Origin of the sequence: Pontitalea aquivivens, from assembly GCF_046507575.1 — a bacterium.
Lineage (GTDB): Bacteria > Pseudomonadota > Alphaproteobacteria > Rhodobacterales > Rhodobacteraceae > Pontitalea > Pontitalea aquivivens.
The window spans coordinates 1-18263 of the sequence record NZ_JBKFEY010000015.1 but is presented as its reverse complement, the minus strand read 5'-3'; the positions used below and the strand labels follow the sequence as shown (position 1 = coordinate 18263).

25 protein-coding genes are annotated in these 18263 nt (G+C 58.6%); 19 read left to right on the top strand and 6 right to left on the bottom strand.

Annotated elements, in window-relative coordinates:
* The first annotated feature begins 25 nt into the window (after positions 1-25).
* The 5 genes from ACK8OU_RS14230 (at position 26) to ACK8OU_RS14210 (ending at position 1512) form a co-directional block, all read left to right on the top strand.
* On the top strand, positions 26-397 hold the full coding sequence (locus ACK8OU_RS14230) for a hypothetical protein (RefSeq protein WP_410304084.1): 372 nt from the start codon (positions 26-28) through the stop codon (positions 395-397).
* 2 nt (positions 398-399) lie between these two features.
* Entirely contained in the window at positions 400-618 is a 219-nt protein-coding gene (locus tag ACK8OU_RS14225; RefSeq protein WP_410304083.1) for a hypothetical protein, read from the top strand.
* A 90-nt stretch (positions 619-708) separates the two neighbouring features.
* Positions 709-957, top strand: a complete 249-nt coding sequence (locus tag ACK8OU_RS14220) for a type II toxin-antitoxin system Phd/YefM family antitoxin (RefSeq protein ID WP_410304082.1) — start codon at positions 709-711, stop codon at positions 955-957.
* Positions 947-1231: a type II toxin-antitoxin system RelE family toxin gene (locus ACK8OU_RS14215; RefSeq protein ID WP_410304081.1), complete on the top strand. Its 285-nt coding sequence runs from the start codon at positions 947-949 to the stop codon at positions 1229-1231. The genes ACK8OU_RS14220 and ACK8OU_RS14215 overlap by 11 nt, the downstream gene beginning before the upstream one ends.
* Positions 1232-1233: 2 nt before the next feature.
* Positions 1234-1512 (top strand): hypothetical protein, encoded by a 279-nt coding sequence (locus ACK8OU_RS14210; RefSeq protein WP_410304080.1) that lies wholly within the window; start codon positions 1234-1236, stop codon positions 1510-1512.
* 1 nt (position 1513) lies between these two features.
* Here the strand turns inward: ACK8OU_RS14210 and ACK8OU_RS14205 are convergent, their stop codons facing one another.
* Positions 1514-2794, bottom strand: a complete 1281-nt coding sequence (locus ACK8OU_RS14205; protein ID WP_410304079.1) for a Y-family DNA polymerase — start codon at positions 2792-2794, stop codon at positions 1514-1516.
* Between ACK8OU_RS14205 and ACK8OU_RS14200 the strand changes: the two genes are divergently transcribed.
* Positions 2784-3107 (top strand): hypothetical protein, encoded by a 324-nt coding sequence (locus tag ACK8OU_RS14200; RefSeq protein WP_410304078.1) that lies wholly within the window; start codon positions 2784-2786, stop codon positions 3105-3107. The two genes, ACK8OU_RS14205 and ACK8OU_RS14200, sit on opposite strands and share 11 nt — an antisense overlap.
* A gap of 4 nt (positions 3108-3111) precedes the next feature.
* Here the strand turns inward: ACK8OU_RS14200 and lnt are convergent, their stop codons facing one another.
* On the bottom strand, positions 3112-4446 hold the full coding sequence (lnt, locus tag ACK8OU_RS14195; RefSeq protein WP_410304077.1) for an apolipoprotein N-acyltransferase: 1335 nt from the start codon (positions 4444-4446) through the stop codon (positions 3112-3114).
* Positions 4447-4494: 48 nt separating this feature from the next.
* Between lnt and ACK8OU_RS14190 the strand changes: the two genes are divergently transcribed.
* From ACK8OU_RS14190 to ACK8OU_RS14145, 10 genes are all read left to right on the top strand, one after another.
* Entirely contained in the window at positions 4495-5043 is a 549-nt protein-coding gene (locus ACK8OU_RS14190) for a single-stranded DNA-binding protein (protein WP_410304076.1), read from the top strand.
* Positions 5015-5368, top strand: coding sequence for a hypothetical protein (locus ACK8OU_RS14185; protein WP_410304075.1), 354 nt, complete (start codon positions 5015-5017; stop codon positions 5366-5368). The genes ACK8OU_RS14190 and ACK8OU_RS14185 overlap by 29 nt, the downstream gene beginning before the upstream one ends.
* A gap of 17 nt (positions 5369-5385) precedes the next feature.
* Entirely contained in the window at positions 5386-7674 is a 2289-nt protein-coding gene (locus ACK8OU_RS14180) for a DNA topoisomerase (protein WP_410304074.1), read from the top strand.
* A 105-nt stretch (positions 7675-7779) separates the two neighbouring features.
* Positions 7780-8079: an SPOR domain-containing protein gene (locus ACK8OU_RS14175; protein WP_410304073.1), complete on the top strand. Its 300-nt coding sequence runs from the start codon at positions 7780-7782 to the stop codon at positions 8077-8079.
* 86 nt (positions 8080-8165) lie between these two features.
* Positions 8166-9272 carry a protelomerase family protein gene (locus ACK8OU_RS14170; RefSeq protein ID WP_410304072.1) on the top strand — a complete coding sequence of 369 codons (1107 nt, stop codon included), beginning with the start codon at positions 8166-8168 and terminating at the stop codon, positions 9270-9272.
* Positions 9273-9282: 10 nt separating this feature from the next.
* Positions 9283-9564 (top strand): hypothetical protein, encoded by a 282-nt coding sequence (locus ACK8OU_RS14165; protein WP_410304071.1) that lies wholly within the window; start codon positions 9283-9285, stop codon positions 9562-9564.
* A gap of 27 nt (positions 9565-9591) precedes the next feature.
* The gene (nrdH, locus tag ACK8OU_RS14160) at positions 9592-9828 is read left to right on the top strand and encodes a glutaredoxin-like protein NrdH (protein ID WP_410304070.1); all 237 of its coding nucleotides are present in this window, start codon (positions 9592-9594) and stop codon (positions 9826-9828) included.
* A 16-nt stretch (positions 9829-9844) separates the two neighbouring features.
* Positions 9845-10150 (top strand): hypothetical protein, encoded by a 306-nt coding sequence (locus ACK8OU_RS14155; protein ID WP_289896635.1) that lies wholly within the window; start codon positions 9845-9847, stop codon positions 10148-10150.
* Positions 10151-10164: 14 nt separating this feature from the next.
* Complete coding sequence (locus ACK8OU_RS14150; RefSeq protein ID WP_410304069.1) at positions 10165-11799, top strand: hypothetical protein; 1635 nt, start codon at positions 10165-10167, stop codon at positions 11797-11799.
* Positions 11800-11818: 19 nt separating this feature from the next.
* Positions 11819-12313 carry a lysophospholipid acyltransferase family protein gene (locus tag ACK8OU_RS14145; protein WP_410304068.1) on the top strand — a complete coding sequence of 165 codons (495 nt, stop codon included), beginning with the start codon at positions 11819-11821 and terminating at the stop codon, positions 12311-12313.
* Here the strand turns inward: ACK8OU_RS14145 and ACK8OU_RS14140 are convergent.
* Positions 12310-12753: a hypothetical protein gene (locus ACK8OU_RS14140; protein WP_410304067.1), complete on the bottom strand. Its 444-nt coding sequence runs from the start codon at positions 12751-12753 to the stop codon at positions 12310-12312. The two genes, ACK8OU_RS14145 and ACK8OU_RS14140, sit on opposite strands and share 4 nt — an antisense overlap.
* 185 nt (positions 12754-12938) lie before the next feature.
* Here ACK8OU_RS14140 and ACK8OU_RS14135 point away from each other — a divergent pair, with 185 nt between their 5' ends.
* From ACK8OU_RS14135 to ACK8OU_RS14125, 3 genes are read left to right on the top strand one after another with little or no spacing between them, the layout of a single operon-like run.
* Complete coding sequence (locus ACK8OU_RS14135; RefSeq protein WP_410304066.1) at positions 12939-14516, top strand: RcgA family putative transporter; 1578 nt, start codon at positions 12939-12941, stop codon at positions 14514-14516.
* On the top strand, positions 14497-15516 hold the full coding sequence (locus ACK8OU_RS14130) for an alpha/beta hydrolase family protein (protein WP_410304065.1): 1020 nt from the start codon (positions 14497-14499) through the stop codon (positions 15514-15516). The genes ACK8OU_RS14135 and ACK8OU_RS14130 overlap by 20 nt, the downstream gene beginning before the upstream one ends.
* 17 nt (positions 15517-15533) lie before the next feature.
* Positions 15534-16685, top strand: coding sequence for an OmpP1/FadL family transporter (locus ACK8OU_RS14125; protein ID WP_410304142.1), 1152 nt, complete (start codon positions 15534-15536; stop codon positions 16683-16685).
* 71 nt (positions 16686-16756) lie between these two features.
* Here the strand turns inward: ACK8OU_RS14125 and ACK8OU_RS14120 are convergent, their stop codons facing one another.
* From ACK8OU_RS14120 to ACK8OU_RS14110, 3 genes are read right to left on the bottom strand one after another with little or no spacing between them, the layout of a single operon-like run.
* The gene (locus tag ACK8OU_RS14120) at positions 16757-17128 is read right to left on the bottom strand and encodes a hypothetical protein (protein WP_410304064.1); all 372 of its coding nucleotides are present in this window, start codon (positions 17126-17128) and stop codon (positions 16757-16759) included.
* Complete coding sequence (locus ACK8OU_RS14115) at positions 17125-17625, bottom strand: hypothetical protein (RefSeq protein WP_410304063.1); 501 nt, start codon at positions 17623-17625, stop codon at positions 17125-17127. The genes ACK8OU_RS14120 and ACK8OU_RS14115 overlap by 4 nt, the downstream gene beginning before the upstream one ends.
* On the bottom strand, positions 17619-17981 hold the full coding sequence (locus ACK8OU_RS14110) for a hypothetical protein (protein WP_410304062.1): 363 nt from the start codon (positions 17979-17981) through the stop codon (positions 17619-17621). Before ACK8OU_RS14110 ends, ACK8OU_RS14115 begins: the two co-directional genes overlap by 7 nt.
* Positions 17982-18263: the final 282 nt, after the last annotated feature.

Sequence of the window (18263 nt, the reverse complement as noted above, 5' to 3'; positions counted from 1 at the left end):
GCACAGCACTAATCACGGCTTCACCATGCGCAAGGAAGCCGCCATGGGTTGCTACCGTCTCGGGTTCGCGACCACGCTCTATGTTTTGGGCTTCTGGATGCTCCTGGTCCTCGGGGGCAGCTTTGTCGGACTGTTTGCGGCGCTGATGGATCTGGGAAGCTCCACGCTGGGTGATGGTGCCTACACTCTCTTCGGTCTATCCGGTGATAGCGCTTTTGGCGCGCTTGATGCCGCCGTGAGCGGGTTCATGGAGCAGCATAAGGCGCTGGTCATCCTCTCCCTCGTGTCAGGCGCAGTAATGGCATGGGTCAGCGACCGTTGCGGCCCCCTTGCGCAACTGATCGCGAGCCTCGGCACGATCTGCCTGCATGTGATGATCGTCGGGGCGTTGTTGTGACGATGGGCCACAACAACATCACAAGCCGCCCGGCTACCGAGGCGGAAATAGCCGCGCTCATGTCTGCCGATCACGCCGAGATTGTCACCTTTACGGAAGGCTTCGGCCTCGCGCTCGACGTTCGATCAGATGACGATCCGAACGAGGTTACGCGGCAATACTTCGTTTTCGAGGAATATGAAGCTGCCCAGATGTTTGTGGCTATGCTTCAACCCAACTGACTGTCATGCCGCCAGCCGCGAGCGGGGTATTGAAAAGCACCCGAAAGAGTGCTATTTAATGCCCTGTTTAGGGTGCGAAGGAGAAAGCCCGTGGCACATTCCATACATGCGAGCGTGACCGCCAGCGTGACAGAGTTGAAACGCAACCCCATGGGAACCATGGCGGCGGGAAATGGGTCGGCGGTTGCGATCCTGAACCGCAATGAACCTGCGTTCTATTGCGTTCCGGCCGACGAATACGAGGCCATGCTGAACCTGATCGAGGACGCCGAGCTGAACGCTATCGCGGACGCCAGAGCCAACAGCCGCGAAATCCCGGTCAATCTCGATGACCTATAAGCTGCGCTTCCGCGAGGAAGCCCAGAAGGAATGGGACGGGCTTGGGGCTACGATCCGCGCCCAATTCAAGAAGAAGCTGGCAGAGCGGTTGGAGAACCCGCATGTGCCAGCTTCAAAGCTCCATGGATCGCCCAACCGCTACAAGATCAAGCTGCGATCTGTCGGGTATCGTCTGGTCTATGAGGTCAGGGATGCAGAGCTTGTCGTGAGTGTGGTGGCGGTCGGGAAGCGCGAACGCAACGCTGTCTATCGGGACGCGGCAAACAGGGTCTAGTGATGCGCCAGCCTATCGCCCAATGCCTGAAAGCCGTCATGCTTGAACAGGGTGCCAAGCGGGCGTGGGCTGGTGATCCGACCCTTTGCCATGATGCCTATGAGCGATCTGGCGGAAGCCGGAGGCATCCGTTGAACAAGATAAAATCTGTGATTGACGCGGCCCGCCGTTCGCCTGACTTTGTGCAGGTCGGCTATATCCGCGCCTGCGATGCCTCGGGCCGTAGGGAAATCTTGCACCCGGTGTTTGCCTTGCGCCAAGCGCCAGCATCTGAGCTGTAGTCTACCCGCGTTCAAAAAAGCCAGGGTGCGGTTTATTTACACCGAAATGGATTGAGCCAGCGCCGAACCTTCGATTTATCAGGTCAACTACACCAGAGAGCCTTTCGCCCTGAGTAGGGGTGGCCGGGCTTCTGGGCGCAAACAGATCACCCGGCCGATCCGCAAGCATGGACACGTCAGCCAAGTGGACGCCTACCGACATGACCAGTCGGCCGCGCAGCATCGGCCATAGCTGACGCCATAAGCTGCGGTGCAGATCGAGGAAGTAGGCCGTGTCTTGGCTTGCTTCGCATCGGATCGAGCGTGTGAAGCCGCCATCGGGCATAAGGTGGACGGACAATGTGAAGCGGCACGATACGCGCCCATCACGGCGAAGACGTGAGGTCGATTTCTCTACCAGCCACCTTCCTACCAGATAGGCTTGCGGCACCGGCCGGTTCTCCGGCGACAGGATCTTGCTGTTGCCGTAGCCGTTCCTCTCTGTCGGAACCACTGGTATGTCCGCGCCTTGTAAGGCCCTGACAAACCGCTCGCCCTCGACAGAGCGCCAGATCATGCGGGCGTGGCGCGGGTCCAAGGCATAGAGGGCTGGTATGTCCCATACGCGAGCTGCAAAGAGGCGAGCCTTGATGCCCTTGCTGATGCCGGGGAGGTCATCGAGCTTCAGATGCGACAGGCGGTCCGGCATGTTTCGCGGGCTTAACCACTGGCACCCATCTGGCTTTTCCAGCTTGCCTGCAATCTTGCTGAGAAGAGCGTTTGGCCCGATGCCAGCGGAAAACTTGATACTTGAACCGATCTCGCGCGACACTCGGTCCTTCATGCGCCGCACCAGCTCATAGGCCCCGGCCTGCTCGGTAGCCTCGCCTGATAGCCTGATCTGGAATTCATCGACAGAGCGGATGCGCTCGACTTCCGCCATCTCGTCCAGGATGCCAGATATGCGCAGATTGTAACGCACATAAAGCCTATGGCGCGATGGTAGGAAAACGACCTGGGGGCACAGGCGCTTGGCTTCCCAGACGGGCGTCCCTGTTTTGATGCCGAATGCTTTGGCCTCGTAGCTGCAAGCCACGCAGGCCCCGCTTTTGTCATCGACAGCCGTGATCGCGACCGGCCGACCACGGAGTCGCGGGTTCTCATGCTGCTCGACACTCGCGAAGAAGCCGTTCATGTCGATGTATAGGGTCCGAAACTCTCCCATCCGGTTACTCTTCAACGTGACTCTACATTGCGCATGTTCTATATATGTTCTTTTTCCATTTGAAAGGATGAAGAGCATGGAGCGCAGGCAGCAGTTGCGAAATGTCGCGTTTGGTGGCGACTGGTCGGAGCAAATCCCGATCCGTGAAGATCTTCGCGCAGCGCTTGATACTTTGGAAATGGCAGTCTTGGCCTCAGCGGATGAAGATCCCTGCGAGGGCGCGATTTTGACGGCCGTTGACGCTTTGTGCAGGGGGGTGGCGAAGGGCGATAGAATGGCCCGCTCATGGCGCGAGGCGAGTGCGATCCACGATCAGGGCCTGCGCTATGCTGCCCTTGATCGCGTTTTCAAAAACATCAGGAGCGGTGTCGGACTTGCCGCACAGGGCTAGTCGATCACAGGAGGTTCCCCCGCGCGTCGAAGGTTGCGGCGGGATGCTTGTTAGGAACGCGGACCAGCGGCAAGCCTGCCTCGATAGCCCGAAGCCGGGCTTCCTGTTCGACAAAGCGAGCGCCAACACCAGGCCACCAGGCGTCATTGCTGATATTGATGATGTATGCCCCAGCAGCGCCCCTATCAGCGCGGGAGACGGCATAGGAGCCTTCATAGCAGATTTGGGCTACGATGGTGCCGGGCAGGCCCGGAAGGGTTATGAGCGGCGATCCTGCGCCGTGTGCTATCGCATTTGGACTGGCAGCGATGGTGCTCATCCCAAAGAGGCGTTCAAGCTCTTCGGCATACGGGATGTATTCGCCAAAGGGAAAGAGCTGGCGCTTATCATACCGGGCGACTTCGTTCAGATCGGAATCCAGGATCAGGAAGCTGTTCCAGAACCGACCGGGTTCAGCCTCGATAGGCGTCATGATGCCCAGAGCCAGATAAGCCCCTTCGGGGGGCTTGGCTGCGGCCAGCTCGGCCGTCAGCTCGTCGTAGAAGAACGGCACCGCAACTTCGGGCCAGATCACCAGCTCGGCTCCGGCATCGAATGCCGCGCGTGTGCGGTCGGTCAGATCAGCGATATAGGCGGGCATCAGTGCATCGTTCCAGCGCTCTGCCTGCGGGATCGCGGTGTTGATCGAGGCGATGCGCGGCATTTCAGGGAGCGGCACGGGTTTGCTGGCCCAGAGGCCGAGAGCCGACGCTCCAAGGAAGATCGCGATACTTGCCAGAGGCCAGCGGCGGTTCGCCATGTCGAAAGCCGCTGTCGCACAGATCGCGATCAGGAATGTGCCTAGCAGTTCGACGGTGATGAAGCGTGAGAGCTGCACCATAGGCATCTGGGAGAGGATCGAGGCGATTTGCGCTACCGGGATCGCCGGGAAGACGTAGCTGCGCAGCAGCTCCGCGAGGCTCCATAGGACCGCAAGCAAGAAGGGAGCGTAGATGCCCCGCCCATAGCGGAACGCCAATGCGAATGCGACCGGCCACCAGAGCGACAACAAAGCATAGAGAGCGACAACGCCTATTACGGGTTTCAGGCCGGTGATGCCTATGGCGGCATAACCAGTCAGCAGGAAGGGTAAGGCGGCGGCGAAGTAGAAAAAGCCACCGATCCAGCCCACCAGCGCTGCGCTCCTGGCCGTCTTGGCCTGCGTAAATGCCAGGACGATGCACAGCAATCCCAGGGGACCATAGGCCCATTGGCTGGCGCTGTGGACCGCGCCCCCCGCTGCGGTCCCGCCCCCCATGGCGATCATGGCGATGGCGAATTGCGCCTGAACAGGCTTCATAGGACTCCCTTTCCATAATTTGCAATTTGTATTTAGATTGAATTATGCTTGACCATCGGCTACCGTGCAAGTCGTCAACATAAGCAGGAGTTTCGGGGAATGCTGAACATCAATGAGGTCCGGTTGCTTGGCCGACTGGCGGATGACCCGACTTTCGGGCAGACGCCAGCTGGTCGAGACTTCATGCGGGTTCGCGTGATTACATCGCGCAGCTACCGCGACCAAAACGATCAGTGGCAGGAGGTCACTGTCGGCCACAATGTGGTGACGTTCGACAAATACCGCATCAAGCATGGCCGTGACCGGCTGCGCAAAGGCATGTTGGTCTATGTCGAGGGCGAGAACAACGAGTCCCGGCGCGAGGTTGACGGCAAGACCGTCTATAATCGCGGTGTCCTCGTGCCCATGGGCGGCAAGCTGCATTCCCTTGAGCGCAGCGATGCGAATGACCGCGACGAATCCCAATCGAATGAAAGCAGCCGGGGTGCCGCGAGCGGCGGCAAGGCCAAGGGCAAAGGCAAGGTGCCGGATGGCCCGCCTATCGATGGCCGCAATCCCATCGATCAGCATGACTACGACGACGAGATTCCGTTCTGAAATGGGACCGCGCAACCAACTCCGCGAGGCGACGGCGACCTTAGAGGCCGTCCAACAACAGATTGCCGTCATGGTCGAAGTCATGACCGTGATCCGCAACATCGCAGAAGGTCGCGTCTTTTGGCGCGATCTGTCGCCCGAAAGCAGGATTCGCGGCATCCAGGCGCTTTCGGATTTGATGCACAACTTCATTCCCGGTGATCCGGTGATGCTGTCAGCGGTGCGATCACAGTTTGCAATGCAACAGGCCAGATCACCAGAAGCCTTTGAGCTTTGCCCTGCACTGCTTTCGTGGGCAGCGCAAAGCGAAGTCGAGGAAGACTGATCCATGGAGGTGCGCCCATGAAATCCATCGTGCTGTGCGAAAAGCCGTCCCAAGCCAGGAACGTCCAGGCTGCGGTAGGTAATCGGTTTGGGCGGGTGATTGGTCTGCGGGGCCATATCATCCGGCTGGCTGATCCCGAAGAGGTCAATCCCGATTGGGCGAAGTGGAGCTGTGAGCTGCTGCGCCCGGAATCAGGGTTCTATCCCTTCTCCGAAGACAAGTCGGGTGGGAAAGACAAGCTCTTGCGGGAAATCAAGGCCGAGCTGAAGGATGCGGATCGCGTCATCATCGCGACGGACTGTGACCGCGAGGGGCAGGCAATCGGGGAGAACCTGACCCGCTATCTCAAATTCAAGGGGCAGGTTTTCCGCGCTATGTTCAATGCGGAGGATGAAAAATCCCTGCAAGAGGCATTCGCCAACCTGCGGCCGAACAGCGAGCATCTGCGGCTCTATCAAGCTGCTGTCGCTCGCGCCCAGGTCGATCAGATCGCCAACCTTTCCGCGACCCGAGCCGCGACGGTGGCCCTGAAACCGGATGGTATGCGCGGGGCCATGGGCATGGGGCGCGTGAAAACTCCCACCATGGCTATCGTGTGCAAGCGGCAGATCGAGGTCGATGGGTTCACGCCGCGTCCCTATTGGGATTTGTGGCTGGAAGCGCAACATGACGGCGAAGTCGTCAGGCTTAACCACCGGCCGGGCGAGGACGCGAGGATTTTCGATAAGGCGGTAGGAGAGGCAGTAGTCGCCGGGCTGCGGACATGGGCGGGGCCTTTGTCTGTCGTGAAGGAAGAGAAGCGCCAAGGTCCACCGAAGCTGAACGACCTTCCCACGCTGCAAATCTACGCTTCGCGCTGGGGCTGGTCGGCCAAGAAGACGTTGGATGTGGCGCAGGCCCTCTATGAAACGCACAAGATCACGACCTATCCCCGTGCAGAAAACCGCTATCTGCCGGAAGTCGAGATCGGCAATGCGCAGGCTATGCTGGATGGGCTGAATGCGCTGGGCAAGCTGGGCGTGAGCTATCAGACGCCGGTGATCCGCAAGGGCAAGGCTGGGCACTTTTCGGACAAGGCACTGGAAGGATCTTCGCACCATGCCATCGTGCCGAACATCAAGACTGTCGAGGCTTGGGAAACGATCTACAGCCGGTTGAGCCAGGATGAAGGCAAGCTGTTCGATCATATAGCCCGAACCTATCTGGCCGCTGTCGGGCCGGATCGCATCTATGATCGCACTGAAATCTCCATGTCGGCCGAGAAGCGGAAGTTCTCGGCCGTGGGGGTGGTCGAGAAGGTCGCAGGTTGGCGCGAGGCCATGGGGGCCAGCGCCGCCGAGGCCGAAGAGGATGACGAGGAATTCCCTGCCGTCCCGGCATGGCCGAACGGAGCGCAGGCCACAGCCAAGGATGCTGGTGTGGACGCGAAGATGACCAAGCCGCCGTCGCTCTATACGGAAGGTTCTCTCATCAAGGCTATGCAGGAAGCCTGGCGCTTTGCGGACGATCCAGCGATGGCCGAGCGTCTCAAGGAGGCCAAGGGGATAGGGACACCTGCGACACGCGACAGCATTATCGCCGGGCTTATCAAGCAGGGATACTTCATGGTGGTGAAGGGCAGGCTCAATGCCTCGCCCCTCGCTCTGGAATTCTACCGGGAGCTGATGAAGGAATGCCCGGAATGGCTTGATCCAGCCGCGACCGCCGAAATGGAAATGGCGCTGGATGCGATTCTGCGGGGTGAAGCTGATCCCCGGCATGTGATCGATGAAATCCTGATGAAGACACAGCGCTTGCTTGAGGCGATGAAGCGCCGCGCCGATGGTGCCGGTGCGCTCAAGGTTGATGTGAAACAGCCCCCAAGCGCGAAGATGCTGGCCGCTGCGAAGGCAAAGGCCAAACGGGATGGTGTCAGCCTGCCACGAGGCGCAGCTTCGGACGCTCGCATCTGCCGCGAGTTTCTTGGGCCGATGACCGAGGGCGGCGGTCCTAGCGAAAGCCAGCTGGCCTTCGCTCGCAAGATCGCCGGAGCGCTGGGCGTCACCCTGGATGATGAGGTTCTGCAAGACCGCAAGCAGCTGTCTGCTTGGATCGACAAGCATAAGGATCAGATGCCCAAGGGCGAAGGCGATGATCTCCCCAGCTCGAAGCAGGTTGAGTTTGCCGAGAAGATAGCCGGGCAGAAGGGGATCGAAATACCCCCGGAAACGCTGAAATCGCGGTCGTCTCTTTCCAAATGGATCGACTCGCACGGATCGAAGTCGGGCAAGGCGGCAACCGGGCGGAAGCGCAAGGCTCGCGCATGAGCGGGCCATACATCAGGAAGGAAGGATAGGGCGGTGAGATCGAGGCTAATGCTGGCGGTTGCGGCTATTGCTGTTTTGGGGACCGTCCCTGCGATTGCGCAAGATATGGAATGGGACACTCTGCCGGAACCACGGCACCTGTCACGGGTGCTCGATGTGAAGGTCTTTCTCGGCCAAGGCGGTGCTGGCGCTCGCTATGTCCAAGTTGGAGCCTACCGGCGTCAAGCGGGGGCAGAGGCGCAGATCGAGCGCATCAAGGAGGCCGGGCTTGAGGCTCGCCTTGGGCGGCAGGGTTCGTGGCATCTCGTTCTGATGCCGGAAACGGAGCGAAACACGGCCGATGTTCTGGCCGGATGGGCGCGGAGGTCGGGATACCCGGATGCGTTTATCAGGGTGATTAGGTAAAAATAATGTATACCCCGGAAACAGCTTGCCAGCAGGTTTGCCCTGTTTTATATATACCTAAACAAACCCGACAGGAGTTGAGGTATATGGCACGCTATCCCCTTACCAAGAAGATCGATGAATTCGCGCACCAAGTTTCCCTGATGGTCGGCCAGCACGGCTGGCAGGGGCGACTTACGGCTGCGTGGAACGCCAAGCGTGAAGAGTTCGCGGACAAGGCCCTTGGGTCGCAGAAGCTCTACATTGTGAAGTTTCGCGCAGGTATCAAGGAGTGGTTCGAGTCCCTGGACGAGGGCGACGAGCGCCGCGAGCTGGAAGGCCGTGTGCTGGCGATCATCACCTTTCCCGAGGGCATGATCGAGACGTTGAACCGCGATTATACCAAGGCGGTGAAGTCTCGCGCAGAGAACCTTGTTCTGTGCCCCAACCCGGAGCAAATGGTTGCGGCGTTTGTCGAGTGGCTGGACAGCACTGACGTGCGCCAGAAAGCATTGGGCGTCATGGGGCTGACCGGGCGGCGCTTCATTGAAGTGGTGCGTGACGGCGAGTTCGCGCCGGTTGTCGAGCAGGTGAAGAAAGGGCGCGTTCGTCAGAAGTATGTGCTGGAATTCACCGGCCAAGCAAAGACGCGCGGTGCCGAGGGCACCATGCACGGCGCGACCTATCGTATCCCGGTTGTCCCTCATGGGAAGGTGGATACTGTTCCCTTGGTCCTAAAGGCGATGGAAGAAATTCGGGAATCCAAGCTGGGGCAGCGCTGGCAGGGCTTCGATTATCGTGATCTGAATTCTGGCGAGAGCGGCCGGTTCAACGCGCAGCTGCGCGGTTCTCTTTCAAACATTGAAGGAATGACAGAAGAGCTGCTGGACAAGCTCTCGGTCAAATGGCTTCGCGCTCTCTATGCCGAGCTGGCATATGCGCGGTTCGGGTCGATGCGCCGCACGAAGTCGGCTTTCTTTGCCCAGATCCTCGGGCATGGCGAGGACGATCTGAAAACCTCGCTCTCCTACATGGTGCTGGCCCTTGGGAATGACCAATCCGAGCACGAGAAGGCCAAGGCCGAGGTTCAACGCCTTCTGGATGCCGTGAAGATGAAGACCGCCGAAGAGCGGGCTGCGAAGCGAGCCGCTGGCGTGATGGTGGCCGATGATGACGACGATGATGTTGTGATCGAAAACGACGACATGGATTGAGAGGCACGGGATGACGACACCAAGAAAATGGCCGCGCAGCCCCGAGGAAATTGCTGCCTTGGCAAAGCAGGTTCTGGCGCTCAATGAGCCTGACACCATGCGTTTCTGGGCCTCGTTGAAGACGCAAGCCGAAAGCAAGGGGCGGGAGGTAGTGTTGATCTATCGGCACCCGGAACCGGAAGAGATCAGGCGGTGGGCGAATAGCGCTCTGCGCAATTCGGAGATCGATTTCCTTGACGAAGATTTCGTTCGCGATTTCGCGGACGGGCTTCCGGCACTGATGGTCAAATAGAGTTTTTCTCAACAGACGGAGAGTGACGTGACCGTAACAGTCTACACAAAACCCGGTTGTGTCCAATGCACCGCTACCACGAAAGCATTGGAGGCAAAGGGCATTCCCTACGAGCTGATCGATCTGGTCGAGGACGCGGAGGCTTATGCCTTTGTGGAGACGCTGGGCTATCGGCAAGCCCCGGTGGTTGTTGCCGATGACGAGCATTGGGCAGGTTTCCGGCCGGATCGGATCGGGGCGCTTGCGGTCGATCCGCGAGAATAGCAGCGAGGAAGGGTCAATGGCACAGGCTGACAGATGCCCCGAGGCGCGGGTTTTCTTTGACCGGCATATCTTGTCGGTCATGATCGACGGGGAAGCGCCATTCGGGCGCTGTGAGACGTTCTACAGGCTTCAACACTTCACCACGGAGTGGATGCCGCGAGAGGTCGCCAGGGGCTTCCTGCGCGATCTGACGCAGCGAGGATACTGCCAATACCGCAATGGCCTATTCACCGAAGATGGCGAGGTCGCCGGATCGGGCTATGGGGTCACGGAACGCGGTGTGGACTATTATCGGGAAATTTCGGCCCCTTCGGCCATCTGAAACAGGAGGGAGCCATGCTGCTTCGCTTTGATGACATTCCGCGTGATGCGGCAAAGGTTGAGGACACCGGGTTTCTGGATCGACAGAACAACCCGCGTGTGATCGAGCTGATCGGCCGGTTGCCAGCAGTCGAGGCCGCGTTCAAGAAGACTGGCACCAAGGCGGTCCAGGCGGCGATACAGGGCCAGCCTCGCGCTTTGGCCGGTGCTATCGTGTTCGCCAGCCGTGAGCCAGACGATGACGTGTTCCTGCGGCGCATAGCGGAGCGCTGGGAGGCAGATTTTTTCCCCGATTTCGCGCGGCATGAGCACTATGAGATCGTCTGGCAGCATCTGAATTGGGGGGCGGGACACGAATTGCGGTTCCTGCTGCCTTTGTGGAACAAGGCCGAGCAGGCACCTCTGCCCCTGCCAAAGGTGATGATCGACAAGGCCGCGCTCTGGACGCGGGTGCAGGCCCTTACGTTCGATCTGCAAGACCCGATGCCTCGGCACCGGGCTGGTATCCGACCCAGCTTCCAGCTGGCCGACAGGGGTGCGAACAAAGGGCTGCGCCCGGCGCTGACCACCTTTGTCGAAGACGCGGTTATGGCGGGCGAGCTGCGCTCGCGGGGCGATGTGATTGCCGACCTGGGGAAGATCGGTTTCGAGTTGGTCAAAGCGGAACCCCAAGCGCTCACGGTTCGGTATGTTGGTGACGACGCCGAGCTTGCGGCGAAAGCGCGACGGCCGGTCGTTCTGACTGGACCGGCATTCAGTGATGGATTCGGCCAGATTGATGATCCGAAGATCCTCTTGATCGAGGAAGCGGCCAGACAGGGCGCAAAGCGTGTCAGGGATGCGGTTCAGGCCCAGATCGAAGGTTTGCAGCCCGCGATCTCCAAGGCCGTGGAACAGGCGCTTGATGCTCGCGCCAGCGATGCCGTGAGAGCGACGGACAAGCAGATGAACGCGCTCTTGGAGGGCTTCGTGAAGAAGGCCAGCGATGCAGCTGCTGTTCAGAACGCGGAGCTGGAGTTCGCCTCGGATCAAACCTCGAAGGCGGTCGAGGCAGCTCGCAGGACTATCAGTGGATGTCTGACAGATTTTCAGAAGGTGGCTACCGAGACGAAAGACGTGTTGGTGAAGGGTGCCGAGCGCGATCTGCATGATACGGTCGAGGTCGTGAAGGTGTTCACGCGCGAGGTTGCCGCGTCCAAGGCCCAGCTGGACGATCTGACAGCCAAGAAGGATGCGCAGATCAGGAAGCTGACCTTCGGCCTGGTCGGGGCTGGTGTTGTCGCTCTCCTGCTCCTGGTGCCCACGCTCTATTTCTCAATCGGTGGCGCTGGGATGGTGGCCGAGGTTCGGGCAGCGGCTACAGAGATCGCGGACGAGAAGGCCCGGTATCAGGCTCTCGCCGCCGCGACGGCCGAAGAGCTTGAGCAGCATCGGGCTGCGCTGTCTCATGCGGTGAGCCTTCAGGAACAGGTTCAGCAGTCCTTGCAGGGCTTCGCGCAAAGCATGTCGTTTCTGGGCGATGCCGTGAAGATCGAGCAGAAGGCGGATGGAACCAATGCGGTGACGATCTACACCAGGCGCATTCCATCTGTGCGCAACTGCGACCGCGATCCGGGGTGCGTGGCCCGGATCGACACCAGATCAAATTGACACCAGCTGGCTGACGACTATGAGGCTGTGGAAGCAGGTTGTTCTGAGTTTGCTGCGCGTCCGAGTGACGTTCACAGAGAAAGCTGGCGTGATAAGCTCGCAGCCCAGCATTGTGATATGCAACCATCAGAGCCTATTGGATGGAATTATATTCGCTTTGGCGGCTCCGATCTCCATGGATTATGCGGTCACGCCGAAATATGCGGTCGAGAACGGAATAACCCGGAGTCTGCTGAAACTCTTGGAATGGTGCGGTTTAGGCCGTGTTGTTCCGCTTTCGGCGGATCGAGCGTTATCAATCAGGTCTCTGCGAAAGTCCCTTATCTCCGGCCGGTCGGTGATGATCTTCCCGACTGGAAAGATAACTCCCGGCGAGGAACAAAAGGGATATGAGTGGCTGAGTAAAAAAACTGGCTGCCCTGTCGTTCGCGCTTCTATATCTGGGGCGGATAAGTCGAGGCTATTTTCTCGGACAGGAACAGAGGTCTGGCCGAAGATCATCTTGACGATTTAAGCCCGTGCCGTGTTGGAAGAGCGAGATGGTTGCGAAACCGGGGAAATGACTTCCAGCGCGGTGTTGTATGCGGATTGCAGCCATTCGCTCGTATAGTCGAGAATGCTGCATGAGCATATCTTTTTCGAGAGCAAAGATGTGCTGGCGGAATCGAATACATGAATTTCGGCCTGGATGCTTGCTGCGCTGTCGGAGCGGATTGCAAAGCCAAATGAGTATCCTTCCAGCGGCCCGGTGCCGGAGAACATCAGCATGATGTGATCGGAATGCTGCTTCACGTCGCCATCGTGGATGGTCGCGGTCGGGTTTCCAAATGAGCGCAGGATTTCCCTCTTGCGAGACAGGTCAGCTCCTAGCCGCTCGCTCACGAGCTGACGGAAGGTTGTCTGCGGGGTGTTCTTCGCCTGTCGCAGGCGGTCGAGGAATAGGATCTCTGCCATGGGTCTTCCTTCGTGGGGCGTCTCACATAGGGCATCACAGCGGCTGGTGTGCTGCAAGGCTTTGTCATGGATGGATGTGCCCACATGCTGCGTTGGCACGACTCTATCTAAATAGTGTTTGAAGCGAGAAGCACGATACGCTACGAATTCTCGCGAAACAAAGCGAAACGTATGCGTGTATCTAGTTGATTAAAAAAGGGAAATATTTCGTCGCGCCGCATAATGACGGCAGCACTTTCAAGCAGCTCTTTAAGAAACTGGCTGCTTCGGGGGCTGGTCGGCCTGTTGGTGATGACGGTTTTCCCTCTGGGCCATGGACGGCCGATCTACTCGCGGCGGCAATTTCGGAGATCGATGGCAACAAAGCTGGCGTCGAGTTGCGAACCGTGCAGCTCTGGTTTCAAGACAACGAGCGCGGGATAAGCCCAGAGAACATACGTTGGCTCGCAAGGGTCTTTGGGTGTGATGATCCTGTAGCAACTGCGGATTGGCAGGTTGCGTTGAGTGTAGCTCTGGCTGTGCAGAGACAGCGGCGACGGCAGGCCCGCGAACGCCCGGCTCCGAGCGATGGTCCGCCCGTAGAGGCAATCCCAGAAGCTCTGCCGGTCGAGCAGGTTCAGACAGCTGGTAGGAAGCGGTATCGATTGGCGCGGGCATCGGAAGCCTTGTTCAGCGCTGGATCACCGCTGAATTTGCCCGCCACCGTCTTCGCGGGCGCTGTGGCGCTGGGGTTCGTGGCCTTCATCATTGGTGTTCACAATGTCAGCTACGATCATGAAGGCATAGCCAAGCAAATAGGTTATCTATGGGCACCGAATTGGACCATCCTGTTCATGGTCTTTCTGCCGCTCTTCTTGGGACTTGTGGCTGAAACGCTGCTATATTGGAAACGAGAAGGCCGTGCTTTGCTGGTCGAACAAGTCGGCCCTGACAGGGCCGTGAAGACCTGGACGCAACATATCGATGCGTCATCATTTACGTTCTGGGCTGTCTTCCTGATCTGCACCGTATTCGCGGGTGTGATTCAGTGGGTCGGTGTGCGGCTTGGGCCGCTTCTAAACGGTCAAAATCCATATGCAATAGATTGGGGAAGTTTGGCGCTTGTGCGCCCCGAAGTCGTTTCAGTTCCGGTATCTATCGCGTTCACTGCCATCACCTATCTCTACATGAGCATCACGTTTTATGCGCTCTTTGTCGGTCTGATCCTGCTTTACACGATAGCCTATGACTGCGGGAAGTTGGCCGATGCGGCAAGGGTTGATGCAGGTCAGGTATTGACAGCGGATGGTCGATCCTTGGCGCGAATTGTCGGTATTGGAATATTCCGGTGCTCGATGCTCGTAATACTTATCGCCACGGCAATGAAATTGCAGAGCCTGTATCTTTCATCTGACACAGAAAATATTCTGGTGTGGATGATGATGGATATTAGCGCATTTATGAACCTGCCAACGACAGGCGGGGAATATTTTGATGTGAGTATGCCGAACCATTTCAGCAGTCTTGTAGTTCTTTTGGCAACCTGCTTCGTATTTGTCTATGGTGTCGTGCGGCTTCGGCTTCAATCTACCGATACAGTCATCGTTGCCAAGATGGTTTCTGTCATCGTCTTACTCTGCGCTTCATATATTTCTATGGGGTCTTTTGTCGGGTGGGTCGTTCTGCTTGCGGTGGCGTCGTTTGTCGCCACCTGTGCCCTTTTCGATCCAGAGTTCTCTCTAGGAAGGGAGCGGATTTTTCGAGGTGGGCACAGTGCTTCTTAGGTTGCTAGATCGATGGGACGAGGGCCGGGCGGTTCGCGGCGAGCAGGTTAAGTCGGTCGAGGATTTCTCTATCAGCTCGGAGCTTGCCTTTCCGCAAGCCGGGCCGGGCCTGTCCTTGGATGAATTCTGCGGATGGGCCGAGAACGCGAAGGCTGATCCCGCCTATTACGATCTGCCAGCGGGCTATGAGGCTCGGATAGATGCAGAGGACGGCTGGTTGCGCTTCCCGTCAGCAGTGAGGACGGGCGTTCCGGTCAATGATCGCGTCACCGCCAAGATCACCCATAATGGGGCATCACAGCGAGCGCTTATCGTTTTCCATCACTGGAACGCATCTTCGCGCCAAAGCGCCCTTGCGAGCTACTTTTCCCGAACCGGCTTGGCCGTTGTCGAGGTCGCGATGCCTTATCACTTCGAGCGCAGCCGTCCCGGCGCGGCTCATGCCGATTACATGCTCAGTGCCAATCTGGGCAGGACACTTCAATCATTGCGTCAGGCGGTGGTGGATGGGCGCACGGTCATCAGATGGTTGGCTGAACGTGGCTTCCAAGAGATCGCGGTTCTAGGGATGAGCTTGGGATCGTGGGTGGCCGGTCTGGTTGCTGCGCACGATCCGGCCGTGTCCAAGGCATCGTTGTTCCTGACAGCGGACAGCCTAGCAGACATGGTGTGGACTGGTCGCGCTACACGCGCCATACGCAAGGGCCTGGAGCCTGCCATGGACCTTTCTGGTTTGCGGGTAGCATGGGGGCCAGCCGACCTTGGTTGCTACGCCCAGCGCCTCGCCCGGCCTGATCTGAATTTGCATATGGTGCTCGCTCGTCGCGACACCGTAGTCTTGCCCGATCTGACCAGAAGGTTCGTAAGGCAGCTACAGGCGGCTGGTGCCGAACCCGTCATAAAGGAGTTGCCATGCGGCCATTACTCCTTGGCGCTACCGCCATTCGGGCTGATGGCTGGAATGAGCCTGAAGCGTTTTCTTGAAGGCGATTGCAGTTAGGAGACGTTGTGAAACGTATGTATTTTCTTGGAGCTGGCTTGCTCCTGCTCATGAACGATTCCGTCCTTGCCGGTGGTATCGAGCGCCGCAGCCAGTTCCTCGGGCCTCTTTTTGAAGAGGGAAACTATCTTGAGTTGAGCTATGGCCATGTGTCGCCCAGCGCCTCTGGGCGTGACCAGACACCTTTCGGTCCCGGTGCGGGAACAGGCAATATCCTCGGATCATATAACAGCGTCGGTTTCGCGTATAAGCAGCAGATCAACGACCAGTGGTCAGCTGCTTTGATTGTCGATCAGCCGTTTGGGGCTGATTTGCTTTATCCACTTGGCGGGTCCGCTATGCTTGGCGGCACGAGCGTTGATGTGAGCAGCGTGAACGTGACCGGCGTCGTTCGGTATGAGATACCGGACAGCCCCTTTGGGGTCCATGCAGGGGTCAGGGCGTCACGCACGGATGGCAGTGTATCCGTTGGCGGTGCAGCTTTCGGTCCCGTTAGCGGCTATAATATGAGCGTTGACCATGACACGGCCTTTGGTTGGCTCGCTGGGGTGTCGTGGGAGCGGCCGGAGATCGGCGCTCGCGTGAGCCTGACCTATAGTTCGCCAATAGACCACGATTTCCGGGCCACAGAGCGGGGGCCTCTTATTGACCCGGACGGTCCCGGCCCGGCCCCAGCCCTGCCGCTCCTGGACGGCTCGTCGCCTCTTAGGGTGTCAACGCCTGAATCGTGGAACCTCGCATTCCAAACGGGGCTAAATCCGAAAACGCTTTTGTTCGGATCGATCCGCTGGGTGGATTGGTCCAGCTTCCGTATCGATCCTGATAGGCTGTGGCAGGTTACAGGGCATGGGCTTGTCGATCTGGACGACTCCACGACATACACACTCGGCATTGGTCATGCCTTCAGTGAGCGATGGTCTGGGGCTGTGAGCTTCAGCTATGAGAAGGCTGGGGATGAAATGGTCTCGCCGCTCGCTCCGACGAACGGCAGCAAGAGCGTAACCTTGGCTGCGATCTACACGCAGGATCATATGAAGGTGACGACAGCTGTCACCTATGCCGCTTTAGGTGACGCCAGCCCGTCGCTGGGGACGCCTGCCACTGGCGTTGCGGAGCTGGAAGGCAGCTACGCATGGGGAATTGGTGTCAAGGTTGGTTACAGCTTCTGATCGGATGGCGCAGGGGTGCCCAGCGCCCCTGCGCGTTCCTTTGTCGGTCGCCGTGCGGCCGACTCGATGTTTTAGGCTTCGCCCTGTAGCAGTTGCATGGCCTTACGCAGGTAGGACAACGGCACATAGGGCGGATTTGCAGAGGATTTAAGATCCTTCATGGCGCTATCAATCAGCGCGATCACCTGGATTAGGACCGGATGCGTCACAGGGACAGTCACGTCCTCGGTCAAAAATTCCAGCTGCCTGCCCGTGGCCTGCTCATAGCGCTCTTCCAGCTCGACAGTCTGGGTAAACTCGGCCGCGCTCCGGCCGATGCTTCTGGCGATTTCAGCCATGCTGGCCTGCACGGCCGCGCTGCGCTCTTCCTCGGTGTGGTGGAACGAATGCTCCAGCTCTCCATCCCGAAGGATGAAGAGCGCGTATAGTGCGATCTGCGTCATTGCAGCACCTCCATGAGCGCTTCGCGGAGAGGCGTATAGGTGTGGTTGTCAAAGTCATCCTCGCGGAAGTCCTCGGGGTCGTCGTAGCCGGGGATTTCGTCGTGGATTGTCTCGGTCAGGATCATGGCGATCCTCTCAAGATCGATCTCGATGGTGCAGAAGTAGGGAAGCGGCAGATTGTAGGGCCTGTCGCTCGCCTTCGCAGCGATCAGCGCGAGCATGAAGACCGCGCTTTCCCAATCGTCATCCGTCTCTGGCATGGTCGGAACAGCCAGCGAGAAAACTTCGTTGTGGGGCGAGCCGCTGGCGAGTTCCAGCAGCTTATCCTTGACCGCCTCGGCATCGTCGGTTTCGAGGATGACCACATCATCATCGTTGCCCGCGATCTGCCAGCCGTTGAAGCTGGGCAGCTGACGGCCTTCGATCATGGCGGGGGTGATGGGTGCAAAGACGGGGGCGACACGCCAGATGGGCTGTGCGTTCATATCGATCACCATGCGATTTCAGGCAGCATCTCGAAGAGCGCTGCATAGGGTTCAGGAATGCGGAGGGTCGTTTCCTCGGGGGAGAAGTCCTTGCCGCAGCAAGCACACTCGTCATCCACCGCGCAGGACCAGCAGTCGGTCCAGCTCTGGTTGCAGTGGTCGCAGTGGTAGGAGTTCTCGTAGGCCAGCGGCAGGCCGCTGTCATCGAGCGTAAGGGCTGCGATGGCGGGGATGCAGGACAGATCAGCGCGGGAGCGCAGGGTTTGCGTGATGCCGAGCTTGCGGCATTCCGCGTCGATCATCGCGTGGCCGGTGGCCGCGTCGGCCTCGGTCGCGAAGTGCATGAAGGTCATCGGATCGTTCGACATGCTGGATGCTCCATTTAGGTAAAGATGCAGAACAGGCGGGGGCATATGTGCTTAGTGCCATATGTGCTTATGTGTGTATGTGCATATTACACTGCCGAGCGGTTAGGTAAATATAAAAAATGCAGGGGAAGGCAAGGTAATTATGCAACATGGGGGTGTTGCGCTAGGTATGCATGCGGCAGAACGGCAACAGCTAGGTATATATGCGGGATGGGCCAGGTGTTGCGGTTAGGTAACAATGCGGGACGGGCGTGGTAAACATGCAACACACTGTGGTATATT